23 protein-coding genes are annotated in these 15,187 nt (G+C 38.9%); 18 read left to right on the top strand and 5 right to left on the bottom strand.

What is annotated here, in order from left to right:
- Positions 1 to 453 precede the first annotated feature (453 nt).
- Positions 454 to 633: a hypothetical protein gene (locus tag OCV65_RS04145; protein ID WP_024728260.1), complete on the top strand. Its 180-nt coding sequence runs from the start codon at positions 454 to 456 to the stop codon at positions 631 to 633.
- A gap of 5 nt (positions 634 to 638) precedes the next feature.
- Positions 639 to 938 (top strand): hypothetical protein, encoded by a 300-nt coding sequence (locus tag OCV65_RS04140; RefSeq protein WP_024728259.1) that lies wholly within the window; start codon positions 639 to 641, stop codon positions 936 to 938.
- Positions 939 to 952: 14 nt separating this feature from the next.
- Here OCV65_RS04140 and OCV65_RS04135 read toward each other — a convergent pair whose 3' ends face one another.
- Together OCV65_RS04135 and OCV65_RS04130 are read right to left on the bottom strand one after the other, a co-directional pair.
- The gene (locus OCV65_RS04135) at positions 953 to 2,332 is read right to left on the bottom strand and encodes a relaxase/mobilization nuclease domain-containing protein (protein ID WP_055057329.1); all 1,380 of its coding nucleotides are present in this window, start codon (positions 2,330 to 2,332) and stop codon (positions 953 to 955) included.
- Positions 2,299 to 2,622 carry a plasmid mobilization protein gene (locus OCV65_RS04130; protein ID WP_024720757.1) on the bottom strand — a complete coding sequence of 108 codons (324 nt, stop codon included), beginning with the start codon at positions 2,620 to 2,622 and terminating at the stop codon, positions 2,299 to 2,301. The genes OCV65_RS04135 and OCV65_RS04130 overlap by 34 nt, the downstream gene beginning before the upstream one ends.
- Before the next feature lie 250 nt (positions 2,623 to 2,872).
- Between OCV65_RS04130 and OCV65_RS04125 the strand changes: the two genes are divergently transcribed.
- Together OCV65_RS04125 and OCV65_RS04120 are read left to right on the top strand one after the other, a co-directional pair.
- Complete coding sequence (locus OCV65_RS04125) at positions 2,873 to 3,247, top strand: MmcQ/YjbR family DNA-binding protein (RefSeq protein WP_024720756.1); 375 nt, start codon at positions 2,873 to 2,875, stop codon at positions 3,245 to 3,247.
- Positions 3,244 to 3,678, top strand: coding sequence for a flavodoxin family protein (locus OCV65_RS04120; RefSeq protein WP_024720755.1), 435 nt, complete (start codon positions 3,244 to 3,246; stop codon positions 3,676 to 3,678). The genes OCV65_RS04125 and OCV65_RS04120 overlap by 4 nt, the downstream gene beginning before the upstream one ends.
- A gap of 57 nt (positions 3,679 to 3,735) precedes the next feature.
- Here the strand turns inward: OCV65_RS04120 and OCV65_RS04115 are convergent, their stop codons facing one another.
- Both OCV65_RS04115 and OCV65_RS04110 read right to left on the bottom strand, forming a co-directional pair.
- Positions 3,736 to 3,936 (bottom strand): helix-turn-helix transcriptional regulator, encoded by a 201-nt coding sequence (locus tag OCV65_RS04115; protein WP_005344265.1) that lies wholly within the window; start codon positions 3,934 to 3,936, stop codon positions 3,736 to 3,738.
- Positions 3,937 to 3,992: 56 nt separating this feature from the next.
- Positions 3,993 to 4,493 (bottom strand): S24 family peptidase, encoded by a 501-nt coding sequence (locus tag OCV65_RS04110; RefSeq protein ID WP_155512137.1) that lies wholly within the window; start codon positions 4,491 to 4,493, stop codon positions 3,993 to 3,995.
- A 1,057-nt stretch (positions 4,494 to 5,550) separates the two neighbouring features.
- Here OCV65_RS04110 and ltrA point away from each other — a divergent pair.
- The 6 genes from ltrA (at position 5,551) to OCV65_RS04080 (ending at position 10,028) form a co-directional block, all read left to right on the top strand.
- Positions 5,551 to 7,020, top strand: a complete 1,470-nt coding sequence (gene ltrA / locus OCV65_RS04105; RefSeq protein WP_055057330.1) for a group II intron reverse transcriptase/maturase — start codon at positions 5,551 to 5,553, stop codon at positions 7,018 to 7,020.
- A gap of 17 nt (positions 7,021 to 7,037) precedes the next feature.
- The gene (gene dinB / locus OCV65_RS04100; RefSeq protein WP_262581046.1) at positions 7,038 to 8,345 is read left to right on the top strand and encodes a DNA polymerase IV; all 1,308 of its coding nucleotides are present in this window, start codon (positions 7,038 to 7,040) and stop codon (positions 8,343 to 8,345) included.
- Between the two features lie 14 nt (positions 8,346 to 8,359).
- Positions 8,360 to 8,572: a LexA family protein gene (locus OCV65_RS04095; protein ID WP_024720752.1), complete on the top strand. Its 213-nt coding sequence runs from the start codon at positions 8,360 to 8,362 to the stop codon at positions 8,570 to 8,572.
- Between the two features lie 12 nt (positions 8,573 to 8,584).
- Positions 8,585 to 8,824 carry a hypothetical protein gene (locus tag OCV65_RS04090; protein WP_024720751.1) on the top strand — a complete coding sequence of 80 codons (240 nt, stop codon included), beginning with the start codon at positions 8,585 to 8,587 and terminating at the stop codon, positions 8,822 to 8,824.
- A gap of 250 nt (positions 8,825 to 9,074) precedes the next feature.
- Positions 9,075 to 9,647 carry an ArpU family phage packaging/lysis transcriptional regulator gene (locus OCV65_RS04085; protein ID WP_008688147.1) on the top strand — a complete coding sequence of 191 codons (573 nt, stop codon included), beginning with the start codon at positions 9,075 to 9,077 and terminating at the stop codon, positions 9,645 to 9,647.
- A gap of 9 nt (positions 9,648 to 9,656) precedes the next feature.
- Positions 9,657 to 10,028 carry a hypothetical protein gene (locus OCV65_RS04080; protein WP_008688148.1) on the top strand — a complete coding sequence of 124 codons (372 nt, stop codon included), beginning with the start codon at positions 9,657 to 9,659 and terminating at the stop codon, positions 10,026 to 10,028.
- 76 nt (positions 10,029 to 10,104) lie between these two features.
- Here the strand turns inward: OCV65_RS04080 and OCV65_RS04075 are convergent, their stop codons facing one another.
- Positions 10,105 to 10,311 (bottom strand): DUF6219 family protein, encoded by a 207-nt coding sequence (locus tag OCV65_RS04075; protein ID WP_024720750.1) that lies wholly within the window; start codon positions 10,309 to 10,311, stop codon positions 10,105 to 10,107.
- Positions 10,312 to 10,490: 179 nt separating this feature from the next.
- Between OCV65_RS04075 and OCV65_RS04070 the strand changes: the two genes are divergently transcribed.
- From OCV65_RS04070 to OCV65_RS04035, 8 genes are all read left to right on the top strand, one after another.
- A complete protein-coding gene (locus tag OCV65_RS04070; protein WP_008688152.1) occupies positions 10,491 to 10,808 on the top strand; it encodes a helix-turn-helix domain-containing protein in 318 nt (105 codons plus the stop codon).
- Positions 10,809 to 10,958: 150 nt separating this feature from the next.
- Complete coding sequence (locus tag OCV65_RS04065; protein WP_024720749.1) at positions 10,959 to 11,171, top strand: sporulation initiation factor Spo0A C-terminal domain-containing protein; 213 nt, start codon at positions 10,959 to 10,961, stop codon at positions 11,169 to 11,171.
- Positions 11,172 to 11,175: 4 nt separating this feature from the next.
- Positions 11,176 to 11,607, top strand: a complete 432-nt coding sequence (locus OCV65_RS04060; protein ID WP_055057331.1) for a hypothetical protein — start codon at positions 11,176 to 11,178, stop codon at positions 11,605 to 11,607.
- A gap of 326 nt (positions 11,608 to 11,933) precedes the next feature.
- Positions 11,934 to 12,407, top strand: coding sequence for a sigma factor-like helix-turn-helix DNA-binding protein (locus OCV65_RS04055; protein ID WP_172677496.1), 474 nt, complete (start codon positions 11,934 to 11,936; stop codon positions 12,405 to 12,407).
- 244 nt (positions 12,408 to 12,651) lie between these two features.
- Positions 12,652 to 12,834 (top strand): hypothetical protein, encoded by a 183-nt coding sequence (locus OCV65_RS04050; RefSeq protein ID WP_055057332.1) that lies wholly within the window; start codon positions 12,652 to 12,654, stop codon positions 12,832 to 12,834.
- A 153-nt stretch (positions 12,835 to 12,987) separates the two neighbouring features.
- A complete protein-coding gene (locus OCV65_RS04045) occupies positions 12,988 to 13,353 on the top strand; it encodes a type II toxin-antitoxin system PemK/MazF family toxin (RefSeq protein WP_055057333.1) in 366 nt (121 codons plus the stop codon).
- A gap of 136 nt (positions 13,354 to 13,489) precedes the next feature.
- On the top strand, positions 13,490 to 13,669 hold the full coding sequence (locus OCV65_RS04040; protein WP_008688169.1) for a hypothetical protein: 180 nt from the start codon (positions 13,490 to 13,492) through the stop codon (positions 13,667 to 13,669).
- Between the two features lie 77 nt (positions 13,670 to 13,746).
- Positions 13,747 to 15,159, top strand: a complete 1,413-nt coding sequence (locus tag OCV65_RS04035) for a recombinase family protein (protein WP_055057334.1) — start codon at positions 13,747 to 13,749, stop codon at positions 15,157 to 15,159.
- Positions 15,160 to 15,187: the final 28 nt, after the last annotated feature.

Genomic DNA, 15,187 nt, shown 5'->3' with positions numbered 1-15,187 from the left:
TGTGATTGAAATGTTGACGCAAACAAAATACAGTGCTATGATAATTGCGTAAATAGTTTTATTTGGGAAATATCCTGAATAAGAAATTTCATTCTGGAGAGGTCCGGGATTTGAAAGTAGATTGTGCGAAAAGTACAGGAGAAGTCTGTTCGGACTTCTGTAATATTGATTCGGGCATCAGCCTGAAAAGACAGAAAAGACATCAAAAAGCAAAGAATTGTTTTTTGGTGTCTTTTTTTATGTTCAGGCTGGCAAAAGGAGGGAAGACAAGAACAACCTTTGATCGAATATATTTATATAATGGATTGGAATGTGGAAAAGTGGAGAACCCAAATACCTTTTACCCGATTTGTATTGTACGGTAAGGAACCTGGAAGAGAGATTTTTCAAAGAAGCGGCCGAAAGAATTACAAGGGATTGTAGGAAATAAAAGATTGGAGGAAACAGAAACGTATGGCAAATACCAGATTATTTGACAGCTGGCAGATTGGGATGGATCTGCCGGCACCTTTTGACAGGGCGATAGATGGAGGCGTGCGGTATTCAACGAAGGAAGAGGACTGTTCCTGCTACAACAAGGCGATAAGGGGGAAAAAGCAACACTCTTTCCCGTCGTGCTCCGTGCGGTGCTGAACCTGATGCGGGGAGGACTGGTCGATGGAAACATCGCTGCGGGAGCGCAGCTTGCCGCAGACCGGCAGGCTGCGTTCTACTGTATGGAGTACACGAAAGCATATCAGGGAAAAGCAGCTTTTGCGAAACAAAAGAAGCAGCAGAGGCGAGCAAGACAGAAAAAAGAAACAAGAGATAATCTGGCTAAAGAAGAAATCTTGCAAGATGACAGATTTTTCTTTATTGCCGGTTATACCTCCGGAGGTGCACCGTATGGTGTCACCTGGGAGGAAATGGGTCTGAAACCTTGGGAAGAAAATGAGTGAGTTGCAGTGCAATCTTATTGACCTCTTGTGACAGAAACGGATTCCCGTTTTGCCGGAAGTAAGTCTGAATTGATTTCCGGAGCATCGAGCAGCACAGAGAAATTTTGCTGAATGATTTCCAAGGTTTTCTGCTTTTTCTGCAATTCCTGTTTTTCCCGGACAGTAGCAGCCTGTTCAGATTCAAGATTTTCAATCAGCTTTTGGACTTTATTAGGGCTTGGGATTTTGGTAACGCCGAGATCCTGAAGCTCTTTTTTTAGTGAATCGTGGAGCTGGTATTCTGCCTGATGTTTGGTGCGGTATGCTTTTGGATTTTTAGCAGATTTACAATCTTCAATTACTTTACGGCAAAGCCGATAAGAATCACAGTGTTTCTGAATGACTTTCTGCGTGCTCAGTTCACTGTTGATTTGTGCTATTCTTTGGTCGGCAACTTTCACAGAAGCTTCAATGTCAGATACATGCTGCCTGAAATCGTCATAATTCAGCAAGTTATTTTCGGAAAGATAGTTGAAGGTGCGGGCCGCCTCTTTCAAATTATTGAGCTTTGCCCATCGTTCAAATCCTTCTCGATTGCCGGTTGTAACATACGTGGAGATATTGATATACAGGCGGGCTTCTCTGGACAGATGCTTTGGAGCTTTTACTTTGCTACGATTTTTTGCCAGGCGGATGCGAACATTTTCTTCGGAATAATAGCTTCCGAGAGATTTCATATAAGTGAAGTTTTTCTGCTCTGGTGCACGGAAGGACAGGTGCTTTCCTTGGCGGATTTCATATCCGGCTAACTGCATCTTTTGCAGAAATTCCTCATAGTTGATGGAAACCCAGATTGCCTTATCAACCGCAACACGTAGCTTGGCTTTCCAACTGGTGCCACGATGATATTCCATGTTCTCTTTATAGTTTTTACCTTTTTCTCCGGTTGGCATACTGGTGGCAAGTCCATTTTCATGACAGATACGATTGCTGATTCTACAAAGTTTGTGGTAGCTCCGTTTATTGGAAACATACTTGTGATGATCAACAAAGCTTGCAGCGTTGAAGAGGATGTGATTGTGAATATGATTTTTGTCAACATGAGTACTGATCACGTATTCATATTTTCCTTTCAGTACTTCGTCTGCAAATTGTTGCCCTAAGCGATGAGCGGTTTCGGCATCAACTTCTCCAGGCTTGAAGGACTGGATCAGATGAAATGCCAGGTTATCACCTTTGTCCATTCCATTCTTTTTTGCCATTTCTCTTGTCATAGAAAATTCAAGATCTGCAGTTTCCGGGGAACAGCCAAAACTGGAAACTAACAGTTTTTCAGCTGTTTTATCTGGATTCGTGATGTAGTCCAGAGCTTTCTTGTCTGTTACTTTAACGGGGAAGATCTTAAGATACGCCATAATTCTTTCACCATCTCTTTCAATTCTTGCATTTCTTCCGGATATAGATCTCCGGTGATATTTACCTTTTTTGCAATCTGGTTTATATTTACACCAATCTTGTGCATTTCCTCATACTGTTTCTTCAGTGGAGTGGTATCGGTGTTGACGATATAACCGTCGATTGCCATTTTTCGCAGATAAGCTCCCATGTTTTTGGTTTTTGATTCTATCATCTTCCTGCGGATTAGCTTCCTTTCTTCTTCGGTGACATAAAAATGAATTTCTTTGTTTCTCTTTCTTTCAGCCATTGGTGGGTTCTCCTTTCTGAGAGGGCAGTAGTATCGTTGCTTTCAGCGTTTTTTCAATTTAGGGCAGGGTACCCTAAATTGGGATTTTCCGGAAGTGTATCCTCACTTCCTGTCCTTGCTGTTTTACCCCTCTATTAGTTAAAGTCAGGAGAACCGGAAAAATGCAAAAGAATTTGGCAGGTAGTATGGGATACGAAAATGTGGTATGATTATGGGCAGGATATCAGAAAAATCAGGAGTTGAATAGATTGTGAAGAAAGAAGAAATTTTTGAATATGTGCAGAAACAGTATGGCACAATGCCGGAATATTTATGGAGTAAACTATCGGACAGTGCAGTACTTCGACATAAAAATGGAAAATGGTATGCAGTGATCATGACGGTTGAAAAATCGAAACTGGGATTAGAGGGAAATGATCTGGTTGACATTATGGATGTAAAGTGCAATCCAGAAATGACCAGCATGATTATTCAGACTTATGGATTTTTACCAGGATACCATATGGATAAACAGCACTGGATCACGATTTTACTGGATGGTTCAGTCAGTGAAGCGAAGATATTGGACTTTTTGGATATGAGCTATGACCTGATTGACGGAGCAGACGGAAAGGAAGAAAAATGAGAACAGCGATAGTATACGCATCTGTGCATCATGGAAATACAGAAAAATTAGTAAAGAGGATCGCAGAAGAATGTCAGGTGGATTTGATTGATGCTGTGAAACAGCCAGATGCAGACCTGAGCAGTTATGATATGATTGGGTTTGCATCAGGAATCTATTTTTCAAAGTTTCATCAGTCGATATTGGAATTTGCAGAGAAGAATCTACCGGACGACAAAAAGATATTTCTGATCTGTACTTATGGCGGGAGTGCGAATTATAAAACCATAGAGCAGATTTTGGATAAAAGACATGCCAGTGTGGTTGGAAAATTTGGTTGTAAAGGGTATGACACATTCGGACCATTTAAACTGGTTGGAGGTATTGCTAAAGACCATCCGAATGAAGAAGATATGAAAAACGCAGCGGATTTCGTAAAAGGATTACACTGATTTTTGAGCAAAAGGAAAACCGGGGATTTTACTCCTCGGTTTTCTGGCAGCTGTGTTTCAGTCTTCAACCTGAAAAATATCTTCTACAGGCACTTTCAGGTAATGTGCCAGCCGGATTGCAATCTCAAGAGAAGGATTACGTTCTCCACGTTCGATGCGGCCTATAGTCTGGCTGCAGGAACCTATGGCTTCAGCCAAATCTGCTTGAATGAGATTCCGTTCTTCACGAATATCTTTTAGTGTATTATTGATTGCCATTCAATCACTTCCTTTGCTTATTGTTATCAGCAGGATCATGAACCTGCTGTTGAAGTCTAATGAAATCCCGGAATTTCTGCACCTTTGCATTTCCCGATTACTTTTCCAAAAATCTTAAAAGAGTCAGATTCCAAAACCTGGATAGGACGATATTTTTGATTTAAAGAAATCAGATAAACACCATCTGGCTCATCGTGTAATTCCTTGATGTAAGTATTGCCGTTGAGATAGAAGATTCCAATTTCACCATTAGCAAGAGAATCTTTTTTCTGAATCCATGCAACATCGTCTGTATGATAAAGTGGCTCCATACTGTCACCGGAAATCCGTACACCAAAGTCAGTCTGCTCAGGAGCAAGGTGTCCTACATCATAGGTTTCTTTTACAGAATCCTCCAGGTAATTTCCAGTACCAGCAGAAACTGGTTCCCAGGTAATTTCTACAGGATGATGGAATGGGATAATTTTTGCAGACAGTGGAGAAAACTTTTTAGAAGCTTTCAAAATATCAGCAAATTCAATCAATTTATTTCTGCCTTCTTCATTCAATCCACTCATAATGTTATATGGGTTTTCTCCAAAGAAGGATTCATATATATCTTCGATATCAAGTAACTGGCAAAGTGTCAGGAAAACATGTAAAGCTGGTTCTCGTGCATTGGTCTCCCATTTGGAGATTGCTTTTGTAGTGACCTGAATACCTTCCTGAGAAAGCAGGTCTACCAGATCTGATTGAGAGTATCCTTTCTTTTTTCTATTTTCTGCTAATATTTCCCCGAAATCACGCATTTGTTCGCCTCATTTCTATTTGAATTTTCTATATGCATTATACCGTATGTTAGAAATAAAATCAACAATAATCTCCAAAATGGAGAAAATACAACCAAGATGTTACTTGACTATCTCCGGAATGTCGATATATACTAAACATACAAAAATTGATAAGACATCATGTTGAAGGAAACAGCTGGGAGGTGAAAAGTTTGAGTGAGCGTGTGATCCTGCATAGTGATATGAACTGTTTTGTGTGACTTGAAAGTCACTACATTTATTGTCTTACCGTAAGGTGTAAGACCTGCTGTTCCGTCAGTTGAGTCTAATATCTACAAAGTAGCGGGTAACTGCTATGAGGAAACGAGATATGAAAAATCATCTTTACAGAGATGTAGAACTGATTCCGTGAGGATAAGAACAAGTAAGAGCAACACTGACTTGAGATGATGACTGGGATAGAATGGCTAAGATATCTGAATCACTGGTAAATGTCGTTATGCGCGAACAGGCCAAAGGTTGCTGGGCCTGGCCCAAAATGGGAATGCGGTTTGGTTGGGGGTTGAAACAGCCACCACACGGACTATAGAACCGTCGGCAGAAAGGTGGAGCCTAATCTACCAGCATAAATGTAGTGGAACAAGGTAAGCCCGTATATCTCCATAAAGATACGGAAAGTAACCCGTAAGGGAAACCGATAGATGTGCGGGTAAGGAGGACGGAGAAAGCGAATGCCTTCTTGTAATGAGAAGGATAGAGAATATACTCACCCGAAAGGGGGCAGACTTCCGTCTGGTCTTATGTTGCAAGAGAATTAGCAGAATTTCTGAAAGGAGAAATGCAAATGTACGAGAAATCGTGTGCATCTTCAAATCACATTAAGAGCTGGAAGGATATTGATTTTGGAACAGCTGAATATGAGGTTAAGAAACTGCAGATGCGTATTGCAAAGGCTGTAAAGGAGAACAGAGTAGGAAAAATCAAATCCTTACAATGGACTCTGACTCATTCGTTTTATGCAAAAGCAATTGCTGTAAAAAGAGTAACAGAAAACAAGGGTAAAAGAACACCTGGAGTAGATGGCGTGTGTTGGATAAGTAATGAGGACAAATTTAACGCCATATTCACACTTCAGAGAAGAGGATACCAACCTCAACCGCTCAGACGAATCTACATTCCAAAGAAAAATGGAAAAAAGAGACCACTGAGTATTCCTACAATGAAAGATAGGGCAATGCAAACATTACACAAAATGGCACTGGAACCAGTCACAGAAACTCTGGCAGACGGCACTTCATACGGATTCAGACCCAACAGATGTGTTCAAGACGCTATAGAGCAATGTTTTGTCGACTTGGCTCGAAAAACAGCACCAGAATGGGTGTTGGAAGGTGACATAAAAGGATGTTTCGATAACATAAATCATGAATGGATGCAAAAGAATATCCCTATGGACAAAGAAATTTTGCACAAATTTCTTAAAGCTGGATTTGTGGAAAAGGGAAAACTCAATGCTACTGACCAAGGAACACCACAGGGAGGTACTATTTCACCGACGCTGTGTAATTATGTATTGGACGGATTAGAAAGATTATTGAAGAATAAGTTCAAACGGTATTGGTCGAAAGGTAGACAGATAAATCCAAAAGTAAATCTGGTGCGCTATGCAGATGATTTCATTATTACAGGAGTATCAGAGGAACTATTAAGAAACGAGGTACTACCTTTAGTAAAAGAGTTCATGCATGAAAGAGGATTAGAATTATCGGATGAAAAGACAGTTATTACGAACATACACGATGGATTTGACTTTTTGGGTTGTAATATTCGTAAATATGGGGATAAATTACTTACCAAACCATCAAAACAGAATGTTAAATCAATTATGCGTAAAATTCGTGGAACAATTAAGAAGTTCCGAACGGGCAAGCAATCCGATCTGATCAAATGCCTGAATCCTATTATCAGAGGATGGGTGAACTTTCAGAAGTATAACGTATCTTCGGTTGCATTTAGATATGTGGACTGGCAGACATTCAAGGCGCTATGGAGATGGTGCCGACGTAGACATAAAAACAAACCAGCCGCATGGATAAGAGATAAATATTTCCACAGAATCGGAAACCGTAGCTGGACTTTCTCTGAAAAGCTGACGGAGGATAATTATCTCGCATTAGTATATGCAACCGACACAAACATTACCCGTTTTACATGTATTAAAGCGGAAGCGAATCCCTACGATGAAATTTGGATGGAATACTTCGCTGAACGCAAAAATAAATCCTACAGCAATTTCAAATTTGTATACGAATGATATACAACCGGCTTATTGTGGCAGCAATAGGCTTTATAAGGCTTGAGCCGTATGATGGGAAACTATCACGTACGGTTCTTAGGGGAGGGAAGGACAGTAATGCTCTTCTCTTACCCGACTATGCCAGTGTAGAAATGCTGCATCATCCGGAATTTGCCGGAATGCCGCTGGCAGTCGGTGGCGATCCGGAAGCCAGACATGGGATTGTGCTGACAGCAAATTATATTGCAAAGCAAAAAGGTGTAAAGACCGGAATGGCATTATGGCAGGCAAAACAGATTTGTCCGGAAATCATATTTGTACCACCACGGATGGATTTGTATTTGAGATTTTCAAAGATGGCAAGAGAAATCTATTCGGAGTATACGGACAAGATTGAGCCATATGGAATTGATGAAGCCTGGCTGGATGTATCGGACAGCAGAAATCTGAAAGGAAGCGGAATGACGATTGCAAGAGAAATCAGCCATCGGATTAAATACGAACTGGGTGTAACGGTAAGTATTGGAATTTCCTGGAATAAGATTTATGCGAAACTTGGTTCAGATTATAAAAAGCCGGATGCAATCACAGAGTTTAATCGAGAAAATTATAAAGACAGGATATGGCAGCTTCCAGCGTCAGATTTGCTTTATGTCGGAAGACAGACAAATAAGAAATTGCAAAAACTTGGAATCCGGACAATCGGGCAACTTGCGGAATCAGACGAAAAGTTGTTAGAGAGTCATTTTGGAAAAATAGGAAATGTATTATGGGCTTTCGCAAATGGCTGGGATGAAGATCCGGTTTGCAAGGAAGGATATGAAGCACCAGTAAAGTCGATAGGTAATAGCACTACAACACCGAGAGATCTGGAAAATGATCTGGATGTCTGGATCATTCAAATAGCATTGGCAGAAAGTGTAGCTGCACGATTGCGGAAACATGGATTTAAATGCAAAACAGTAGAAATTACAGTTCGAGATAATCGATTGTATAGTTTTTCCAGACAGATACATTTACGACAGCCAACGAATATTACAAACGAGATTGTAACTGCAGCATTTCAGCTATTTAAAGATAATTACAAATGGGAACATCCCATTAGAAGCCTGGGAATCCGAGCTGCGGATCTTGTGTTAGATGATATTCCCGTGCAGTTGGATTTATTTGGAAATCAGGAGAAAAAGGAAAAGTTAGAGAAGCTGGATCGTACTGTAGATGAGATCAGACGAAGGTTTGGTTATTTCAGTATACAGCGAGCGGCAATGTATCAGGATAAAGTCTTATCCCACTTAGACGCTGGTACGCACACGATCCATCCACATAGTTATTTCCATGGGTAATTGGAGGGATAGATTTGAAAAAAGCATTAACCAGAAAACAGGAAGAAAGTTATCAGTGTATTTTACGATATACCAATGAACATGGATATCCACCGACAATACGGGAATTTGGAAAATTGATCGGGGTGAAATCAACATCATCAGCATTTTCCAGAATCAAGCAGTTGGAGTTAAATGGATATATCCGCAGAATCCCGGCATCGCCAAGAGCAATTGAGATTTTATAGTGAGGTGTCGGCATGAACAAAGTATATGTAGATGTAGTAGCAGAGTTTCGGAAAAACGGACAGCTGGTTCCCATATTTTTTACATGGGAGGATGGAAGAAAGTATAGCATTGACAGAATTTTGAAAATCGAGCGATGCGCCAGCAGAAAGGCAGGCGGTGTAGGAATGATGTACACCTGTATGATACAAGGGCAGGAAAGCCACTTGTTTTACGAAGTGGATAAATGGTTTATGGAGAGAAAAACAGCATAAGGAGAGCTTGGTATAGACGATATTATTTGGATTATTAACCGGCAGGGATAGTCACTTTCCCTTTTTATTCCTGCAGGTTTTACATAAGAAGATGGATTCCGGTCAGCAAAGGCAGCTCCCACAATGCCTTTTGGATATCCGCTTCTGCAAGTTGTAGTAAGTAATTGCTTCCCATCAAAATCATGGGGAAAGCGAACTGGTCTGAAAGACCGCCAGTTAGTGTGATGATGATAAGGAGATTTTGAAACTGATGACAGACAGAGATTATGCAATTAAATCAATGAAAGAGATTACCTTCCAGATGGCAAGCCATGCACAGGATTATTTGGAAGTAACGATTGAAAGACATTATACTGATATTAAAGAATTGATGACAAGCTATCAGAAATTGATTTTGGAAAATCAGATTGTGTTAGAAGAACTGGATATGGAGTGCCAGGAGAAAATCAATGAAGATATGGCATATGCGTTGAGTTATCTGAGCATTTATAACAATCAGCTGAATGTGCCAAAGATGCACCGGGAAATGAATAACCTGATGATCATTTATGGCTTGTCAGATATGATCTATCGTGGAATGACACTGGTTAAGTTCTATGCACCGAATGGTGTGATGCTCAGTGAGATCCTTCATTCCTGTTTTTGCAGTCATTATAATAAGACAGATGTGGAAGTACAACAGGAGTTAGGAATAGGCAGGACTTCATTTTATAAAATGAAGAAGCAGGCACTTGGGTATTTAGGATTTTATTTTTATGAGATCGTGGTACCGCAGGCAAAGGATAAAAGATTTAAACCGTCACTGGGCGTAGAGGAAGAGTAGGTGAATAATATGAGATACGAAGATTCGATGAAAGGTGTAGCTGATCAGATAATCAAAGAACAGCAACGAGCCAGTAAAATTAAAAACAATCCAGAAGAGTTCCATTGGCATGACGAATATGCAACGTTGAATTTCTTTCGGTTTATCTGCAAAAATATCGGTAACTTGGGAAATGGAGAAATTGAAAAAATGGTCACACGCTTAAAGAGCATAGATCAGAAAGCAGTGGAAAACCATGTGAATGGTGCTGTTTGGGCATTTGATTATGATAAGATGTTCTGTGTATTGATGGAAAATGAAATTTGCCGAAAGGTGTGTGAAAAGAATAAATATAATAGTTGGACGAAGCTGATTGGACAGTATTGTATTTCAATGGCTTAAAGATAAAGAAAGTTGCTGGAGAGAAAAAATATTCTCCAGCAACTTTGTCTTTGATGAATAAAGGTCAAATTTTCATTTAACTATTCTCACTATTATTTGATTCAGTGATTTTTTTCTTCTTTGGAGAAACCAGTTTGTGACCGGAATAAATGGACATGCCAATACAAAGCAATGAAGAATAGGCAAAGTATTTATGTGCAGTCATAGATTTTTTGATTCCAGAATAAATGCATCCCAACATACAGAAAAGTGCGCCTAAGGACCAGTATTTATGTGATTTCATGATTTGATACCTCCTTTGATTTAACTGATTCAATCATAACGCTTTTTTACGAAAATGCAAAGAAAATCTTGAAATATAGTTCTATAGAATTAGAACTTGGTTTTGCGATTCTGTATATTGAAGACATCCACAAGTATACTAAATCCAGAACGATTATTCGTTCCGGAGGAGGTGTTACGATGGATTTGAAAGCAGTAGGACAGCGAATCAAATCGGCACGAGAAGCAAAAAATCTCACACAAGAGGAACTGGCTGCATTAGTAAATTTAAGCCCGACGCATGTGAGTGTAATAGAGAGAGGCTTGAAAGTTACAAAATTGGATACCTTTGTTGCAATTGCAAATGCGTTAGATGTTTCTGCAGATACTCTTTTAATTGATGTTGTGGCACATTCAGTTACAGGTGTTACAAATGAACTGACAGAAAAAATTGAAAAACTTCCAATCAAAGAACAGAAAAAAATCATCAAAGTAATTCACACATTATTGGAAGAGTGATATGACAAACTGGGAAGAGCAAGTAGCTCTTCTTTTTTTGACCATTTATTCAGATTTAAGTTGTAAAGTGTCTTTTCATGATAATAGAAATATGCTAAATTGGTTCTATAGAACAAGTTGTAAATCCAGTTATATATCGGAGGAAAATGAATGAGAGAAAAAACTATTTATGAGAAGATTGCAGAAAAGTACAACACAACACCAGAAGAAGTACGCAGAGAAATGCAGATAGCCATAGATGCAGGATTTGATAATCCTGATCCGGCTGTGCAGGAAGAATGGAAGAAAATGACACTTAAAGGAGAAAGACCTACACCGGAAGAAGTAATCAATTACGCAGTAAAAAAACTAAAAGGAAAATAAAAATATGAAGAAAAAGATAATTGCATTGATTTCAGGAGCAGTGATCTTGATAATTGCTGCAGGAAGTATTTATGGGAAATCTGAATCTGGTCATGAGGAAGGCGAACCGGATGTAGTTGGAACATTTTCCGTAAATCGGGATGAAAATTTAACCGTGGTTGCTAACCGGAAAAATATTGAGGATAGAGAAGCGTTTGTAAGAGAGCTTTTGCAGATGTACAAGGATGATTCTTTTTATTCGACAAAATTCTCCACAGACAGGGGATATGCGACGAGTCTTGATATGAACATCTATTTATGGAAAGAGGATATTGAAGATGGGGAATCGGTAATGACAGCCGAATACAGACCTGTAGAATATGGAAAGGACTATGATGTAGTCAATAATCCTGATAAATTTCAACTATATATAGATGGAAAAGAAGTAGAAGAATAACACGGTGAACTTTTTATACTGAAATATGTACGATTCCAATAATGATATGAACTTATGGGAACATATTGCGGATACTTTGTGAACTTTATCCTGATACAATGATTATGCTGATGAAAGAAGGCATAGATAACTGAATACAAGAAAGAGACGAAAGCCTCAGTAGTTAAGAAAAAACTACTGGGGCTTTTTTTCGTGCCTGAATTTCTCAGCCAATAACTGCGGGCGTATCCCGGCAGGATAAAGGCGGAGCAGGCATGATTCTAAACAGAGGTCCGCCTTCTGGATTTGAAACGAGCAACAAGATTTCAAATTCAGGAGGAACGGATATGTATATTGAACACCCATATTTTTATGAAGGAAAGTATTACGCAAATATTGATGGAGAAATGATCGAGATTACAAAAGAAGTTGCGTATGCGATGAATAATTTTTATAGAAGCAGCAAGGCAAAAAAAGTTGAGATTAAGAACGAACTGGGTGAGGTTGTGGATAAGATGCTGAGAGAAGTACCTTACAGTGGTCAGTCCATTGATGGAGAAGGCTTCATGATTGAGGATTTTCCAGATCTGAACTGCGATGTGGAGCACTGTGTACTGACAAAAATGGAACAGCAGGATATTCACAAAGTGATCAATCAGCTGAACTCAGAGGAACGCATGATTATTTATGGCATTTTCTTTGAAAACAAGACACAGACACAGATGGCGGAGATTATGGGGATTTCCAGACAGATGCTGTCATACAAGCTGAAATCCACTCTTAATAAGATGCGTGAAATGTATATGAATAAATTTTTTTAAAAAATTTTTCAAAATCTTTTGCATCTGCCAAAGTCATTTGACTTTAGTAATTAGAGGAAGTTAAAGGACTTCCTAAAATGAACCATGATAACTGAATATCCAATAATAACTGACGTGACATTTCATGCAGAGAGCACGAGGAAGATGCCGCTATAGGATTATAAGACAAAACCAAGATTTTTAGTTCAGTCTGTAATGCTGCGAAAAAGCACTGACCGAAGCCAGCTGGCAGGCTGGTGATGCGATGATATGTATGAGATGCGATACACTTGCAGATCCTGAGAAGTCTGTAACTGGTAAACCTATGAACTGCTGGAGCCTGGAAACGAGAGTTTTTGGGTTGTGGTCCGGAGTATGCATTCGGGCAGGTTATTATTCCCTTCCTGCATATGCAGGAGTAACGATTCGGGGTATCGAGGATAAATAGAATCGAGCGAGCACTGTTTAATAATCAAATTGGCTATAGAGGTTATGCGGCAGAGCTTTCCTTATGGGAAAGAAACTCTGCCGTATTCCTGTGGAGCCAATATAGCGCTATGGATGCTTTACAAATAAAAATAATAGATTGGAGAGAGGACAAATGACAATCCGCAGAGGAGATATTTTATGGGCAGATCTCGGTATGTTTCCTACAACATCTGTTCAGGGTGGTGTAAGACCGGTGATCGTAGTGAGCAATAATAAAGCCAATACATACAGTTCAGTCATTACAGTAGTTCCGCTGACATCAAGAATATATAAGAAGCGATATTTACCAACACATGTATTTATCAGTAAATACGATATGACAGGGATTCGAAAAGGAAGCCTGGCATTGGCTGAACAGGTTATGAGCATTTCTACAAAATGCATTATTGAGAAATGCGGAAGAGTAAATAAGTGGAGCCTGGATCGGGTGCTGAAAGCGGTACGGATTCAAATGGGAATGAACGAAAGCGAGAAATGATATTCCTGCTTTCGACAATTCAACAGAAAACGACGTCATAAAATGTAGACAACACAAAAGAATGACAATACAGGACGAGAGGTTCTGGTGATTTTTTAGAGACGATTGAATATGATTTATAAAGGGAGGGATTGCGATGGCATTAAAAATTGTAAGAAGATATGATGCAAATGGTAATGTGATCGAAGATAAAGATTTAGAAAGATTCAAATTGGATTCCCCGGTAGTTCGTCAGATCTTATATCAGATGAATAAAGAGATGGGAGCAGTTGATAATATTAAAGTCGATGCAGCTGAAAGAAGAAATTTTATATAACTTACTTTAATAAATAAAATAAGTTGAAATTTCTCTGAAAAGATGGTATAGTGTACGTGAGAGGAGGAAAGAGCGAGGTGAGAAACATAAGAATTGGAAAGAATACCTCAAATAATAAAAAAACAGGATTGTATATCAGAGTTTCTACAAATTTTCAGTTTGAAGAAGGATATTCAGTAGGTGCTCAGACGGAGAAGCTTGAAAAGTATTGTAATTATCAGGAGATTGATAATTATGATTTGTATATTGACGGTGGCTATTCAGGAAGCAATTTGAATCGACCGGAGATGAAACGTCTTATTAAAGAAATTCAAGAGGGCAAAGTGGAATCAGTTGTAGTTGTTAAACTTGATCGTTTGTCCAGAAGCCAGAAAGATACGATTTATCTTCTTGAAGATGTGTTTGAAGCAAATGATGTTGGATTTATTTCTTTAAATGAGAACTTTGATACAACAACACCATATGGAAAAGCAATGGTAGGTATCTTATCTGTATTTGCTCAGTATGAACGTGAAAACATTCGTGAACGTACACAGATGGGAATTACAGAGAGAATCAAAACCGGAAAATGGAGAGGGACGAAACCACCATTTGGTTATGACTATAATAACGGTGATGACGTTCTTGTGCCAAATAAAGATGCAGAAACAGTCAGAAAGATTTTTGAATTATATAAGGAAGGCTATTCCACGTATGCACTGGCAAAGATGTTCGATTTAAAAGGAGACAAGCAAGTGTCCGATATGTTGTCCAGAGTGACATACATTGGAAAGCTCAAATATAATAAAGAAATCGTTGATGGTCTTCATGAGCCGATAGTTGATAAAAAACTGTTTGATGAAGTTCAGGAATTACGAAAAACAAGAACGAGAGCAACTTCTCATAAATCACAGTATTTACTTACTGGGTTAATATATTGTGGATTATGTGGGGCAAAGATGCGTTATCAAAAATGGAGCGGTGGAAGAGTGATGATTTACTGTTACTCATTAGACCATAGTAAACCGCACTTGGTTAAGAATCCAAATTGCCAGAACGGAAAATTGGATGCAGCTGAAGTTGAAGATGTTGTTGTTAGTGATATGCTGAAATTATCAAAGGAGTATGAGGTAATCGAGGAAAAATCAGAACAGCAAAATCAAAAAGGATTTGAAGCTATGAACCAGAGAAAATCAGTTCTTGAAGGTAAGCTGAAATCCCTGTATAATTTATATGCATCCGATACCAATAATAGTGTCCTGCTGGAGACAATTGGTGAGATCAATAAAGAACTGGAAAATCTGAATACACAGATAGAACAGTACACATTAAAGAACACCAGAGCTAAAGATATGACAGCAAGAGCTAAAGCATTCAAAAGTGTTGCTGACAGCTGGGAGTTCATGTCTTTCAATGAAAGACAGAAGACTGTACGTGAATATATCAAAAAGATTAAAATATCGAATGATTATGTTGAAATTGAGTATAATGATCTTTTGACACTACAGTAAATTACATTTCTATAGTTAATACATCGCA

The sequence above is a fragment of the Dorea ammoniilytica genome, assembly GCF_025567415.1.
Taxonomy (GTDB): domain Bacteria; phylum Bacillota; class Clostridia; order Lachnospirales; family Lachnospiraceae; genus Claveliimonas; species Claveliimonas ammoniilytica.
This window is presented reverse-complemented; position numbering and strand designations above follow the sequence as displayed.

Coding starts and splice junctions, on each gene's coding strand:
- OCV65_RS04145 (WP_024728260.1), top strand. CDS start 454: ATGGCAAATACCAGATTATTTGACAGCTGGCAGATTGGGATGGATCTG.
- OCV65_RS04140 (WP_024728259.1), top strand. CDS start 639: ATGCGGGGAGGACTGGTCGATGGAAACATCGCTGCGGGAGCGCAGCTT.
- OCV65_RS04135 (WP_055057329.1), bottom strand. CDS start 2,332: ATGGCGTATCTTAAGATCTTCCCCGTTAAAGTAACAGACAAGAAAGCT.
- OCV65_RS04130 (WP_024720757.1), bottom strand. CDS start 2,622: ATGGCTGAAAGAAAGAGAAACAAAGAAATTCATTTTTATGTCACCGAA.
- OCV65_RS04120 (WP_024720755.1), top strand. CDS start 3,244: ATGAGAACAGCGATAGTATACGCATCTGTGCATCATGGAAATACAGAA.
- OCV65_RS04115 (WP_005344265.1), bottom strand. CDS start 3,936: ATGGCAATCAATAATACACTAAAAGATATTCGTGAAGAACGGAATCTC.
- OCV65_RS04110 (WP_155512137.1), bottom strand. CDS start 4,493: ATGAGTGGATTGAATGAAGAAGGCAGAAATAAATTGATTGAATTTGCT.
- ltrA (WP_055057330.1), top strand. CDS start 5,551: ATGTACGAGAAATCGTGTGCATCTTCAAATCACATTAAGAGCTGGAAG.
- OCV65_RS04090 (WP_024720751.1), top strand. CDS start 8,585: ATGAACAAAGTATATGTAGATGTAGTAGCAGAGTTTCGGAAAAACGGA.
- OCV65_RS04085 (WP_008688147.1), top strand. CDS start 9,075: ATGACAGACAGAGATTATGCAATTAAATCAATGAAAGAGATTACCTTC.
- OCV65_RS04080 (WP_008688148.1), top strand. CDS start 9,657: ATGAGATACGAAGATTCGATGAAAGGTGTAGCTGATCAGATAATCAAA.
- OCV65_RS04075 (WP_024720750.1), bottom strand. CDS start 10,311: ATGAAATCACATAAATACTGGTCCTTAGGCGCACTTTTCTGTATGTTG.
- OCV65_RS04070 (WP_008688152.1), top strand. CDS start 10,491: ATGGATTTGAAAGCAGTAGGACAGCGAATCAAATCGGCACGAGAAGCA.
- OCV65_RS04065 (WP_024720749.1), top strand. CDS start 10,959: ATGAGAGAAAAAACTATTTATGAGAAGATTGCAGAAAAGTACAACACA.
- OCV65_RS04060 (WP_055057331.1), top strand. CDS start 11,176: ATGAAGAAAAAGATAATTGCATTGATTTCAGGAGCAGTGATCTTGATA.
- OCV65_RS04055 (WP_172677496.1), top strand. CDS start 11,934: ATGTATATTGAACACCCATATTTTTATGAAGGAAAGTATTACGCAAAT.
- OCV65_RS04050 (WP_055057332.1), top strand. CDS start 12,652: ATGATATGTATGAGATGCGATACACTTGCAGATCCTGAGAAGTCTGTA.
- OCV65_RS04045 (WP_055057333.1), top strand. CDS start 12,988: ATGACAATCCGCAGAGGAGATATTTTATGGGCAGATCTCGGTATGTTT.
- OCV65_RS04040 (WP_008688169.1), top strand. CDS start 13,490: ATGGCATTAAAAATTGTAAGAAGATATGATGCAAATGGTAATGTGATC.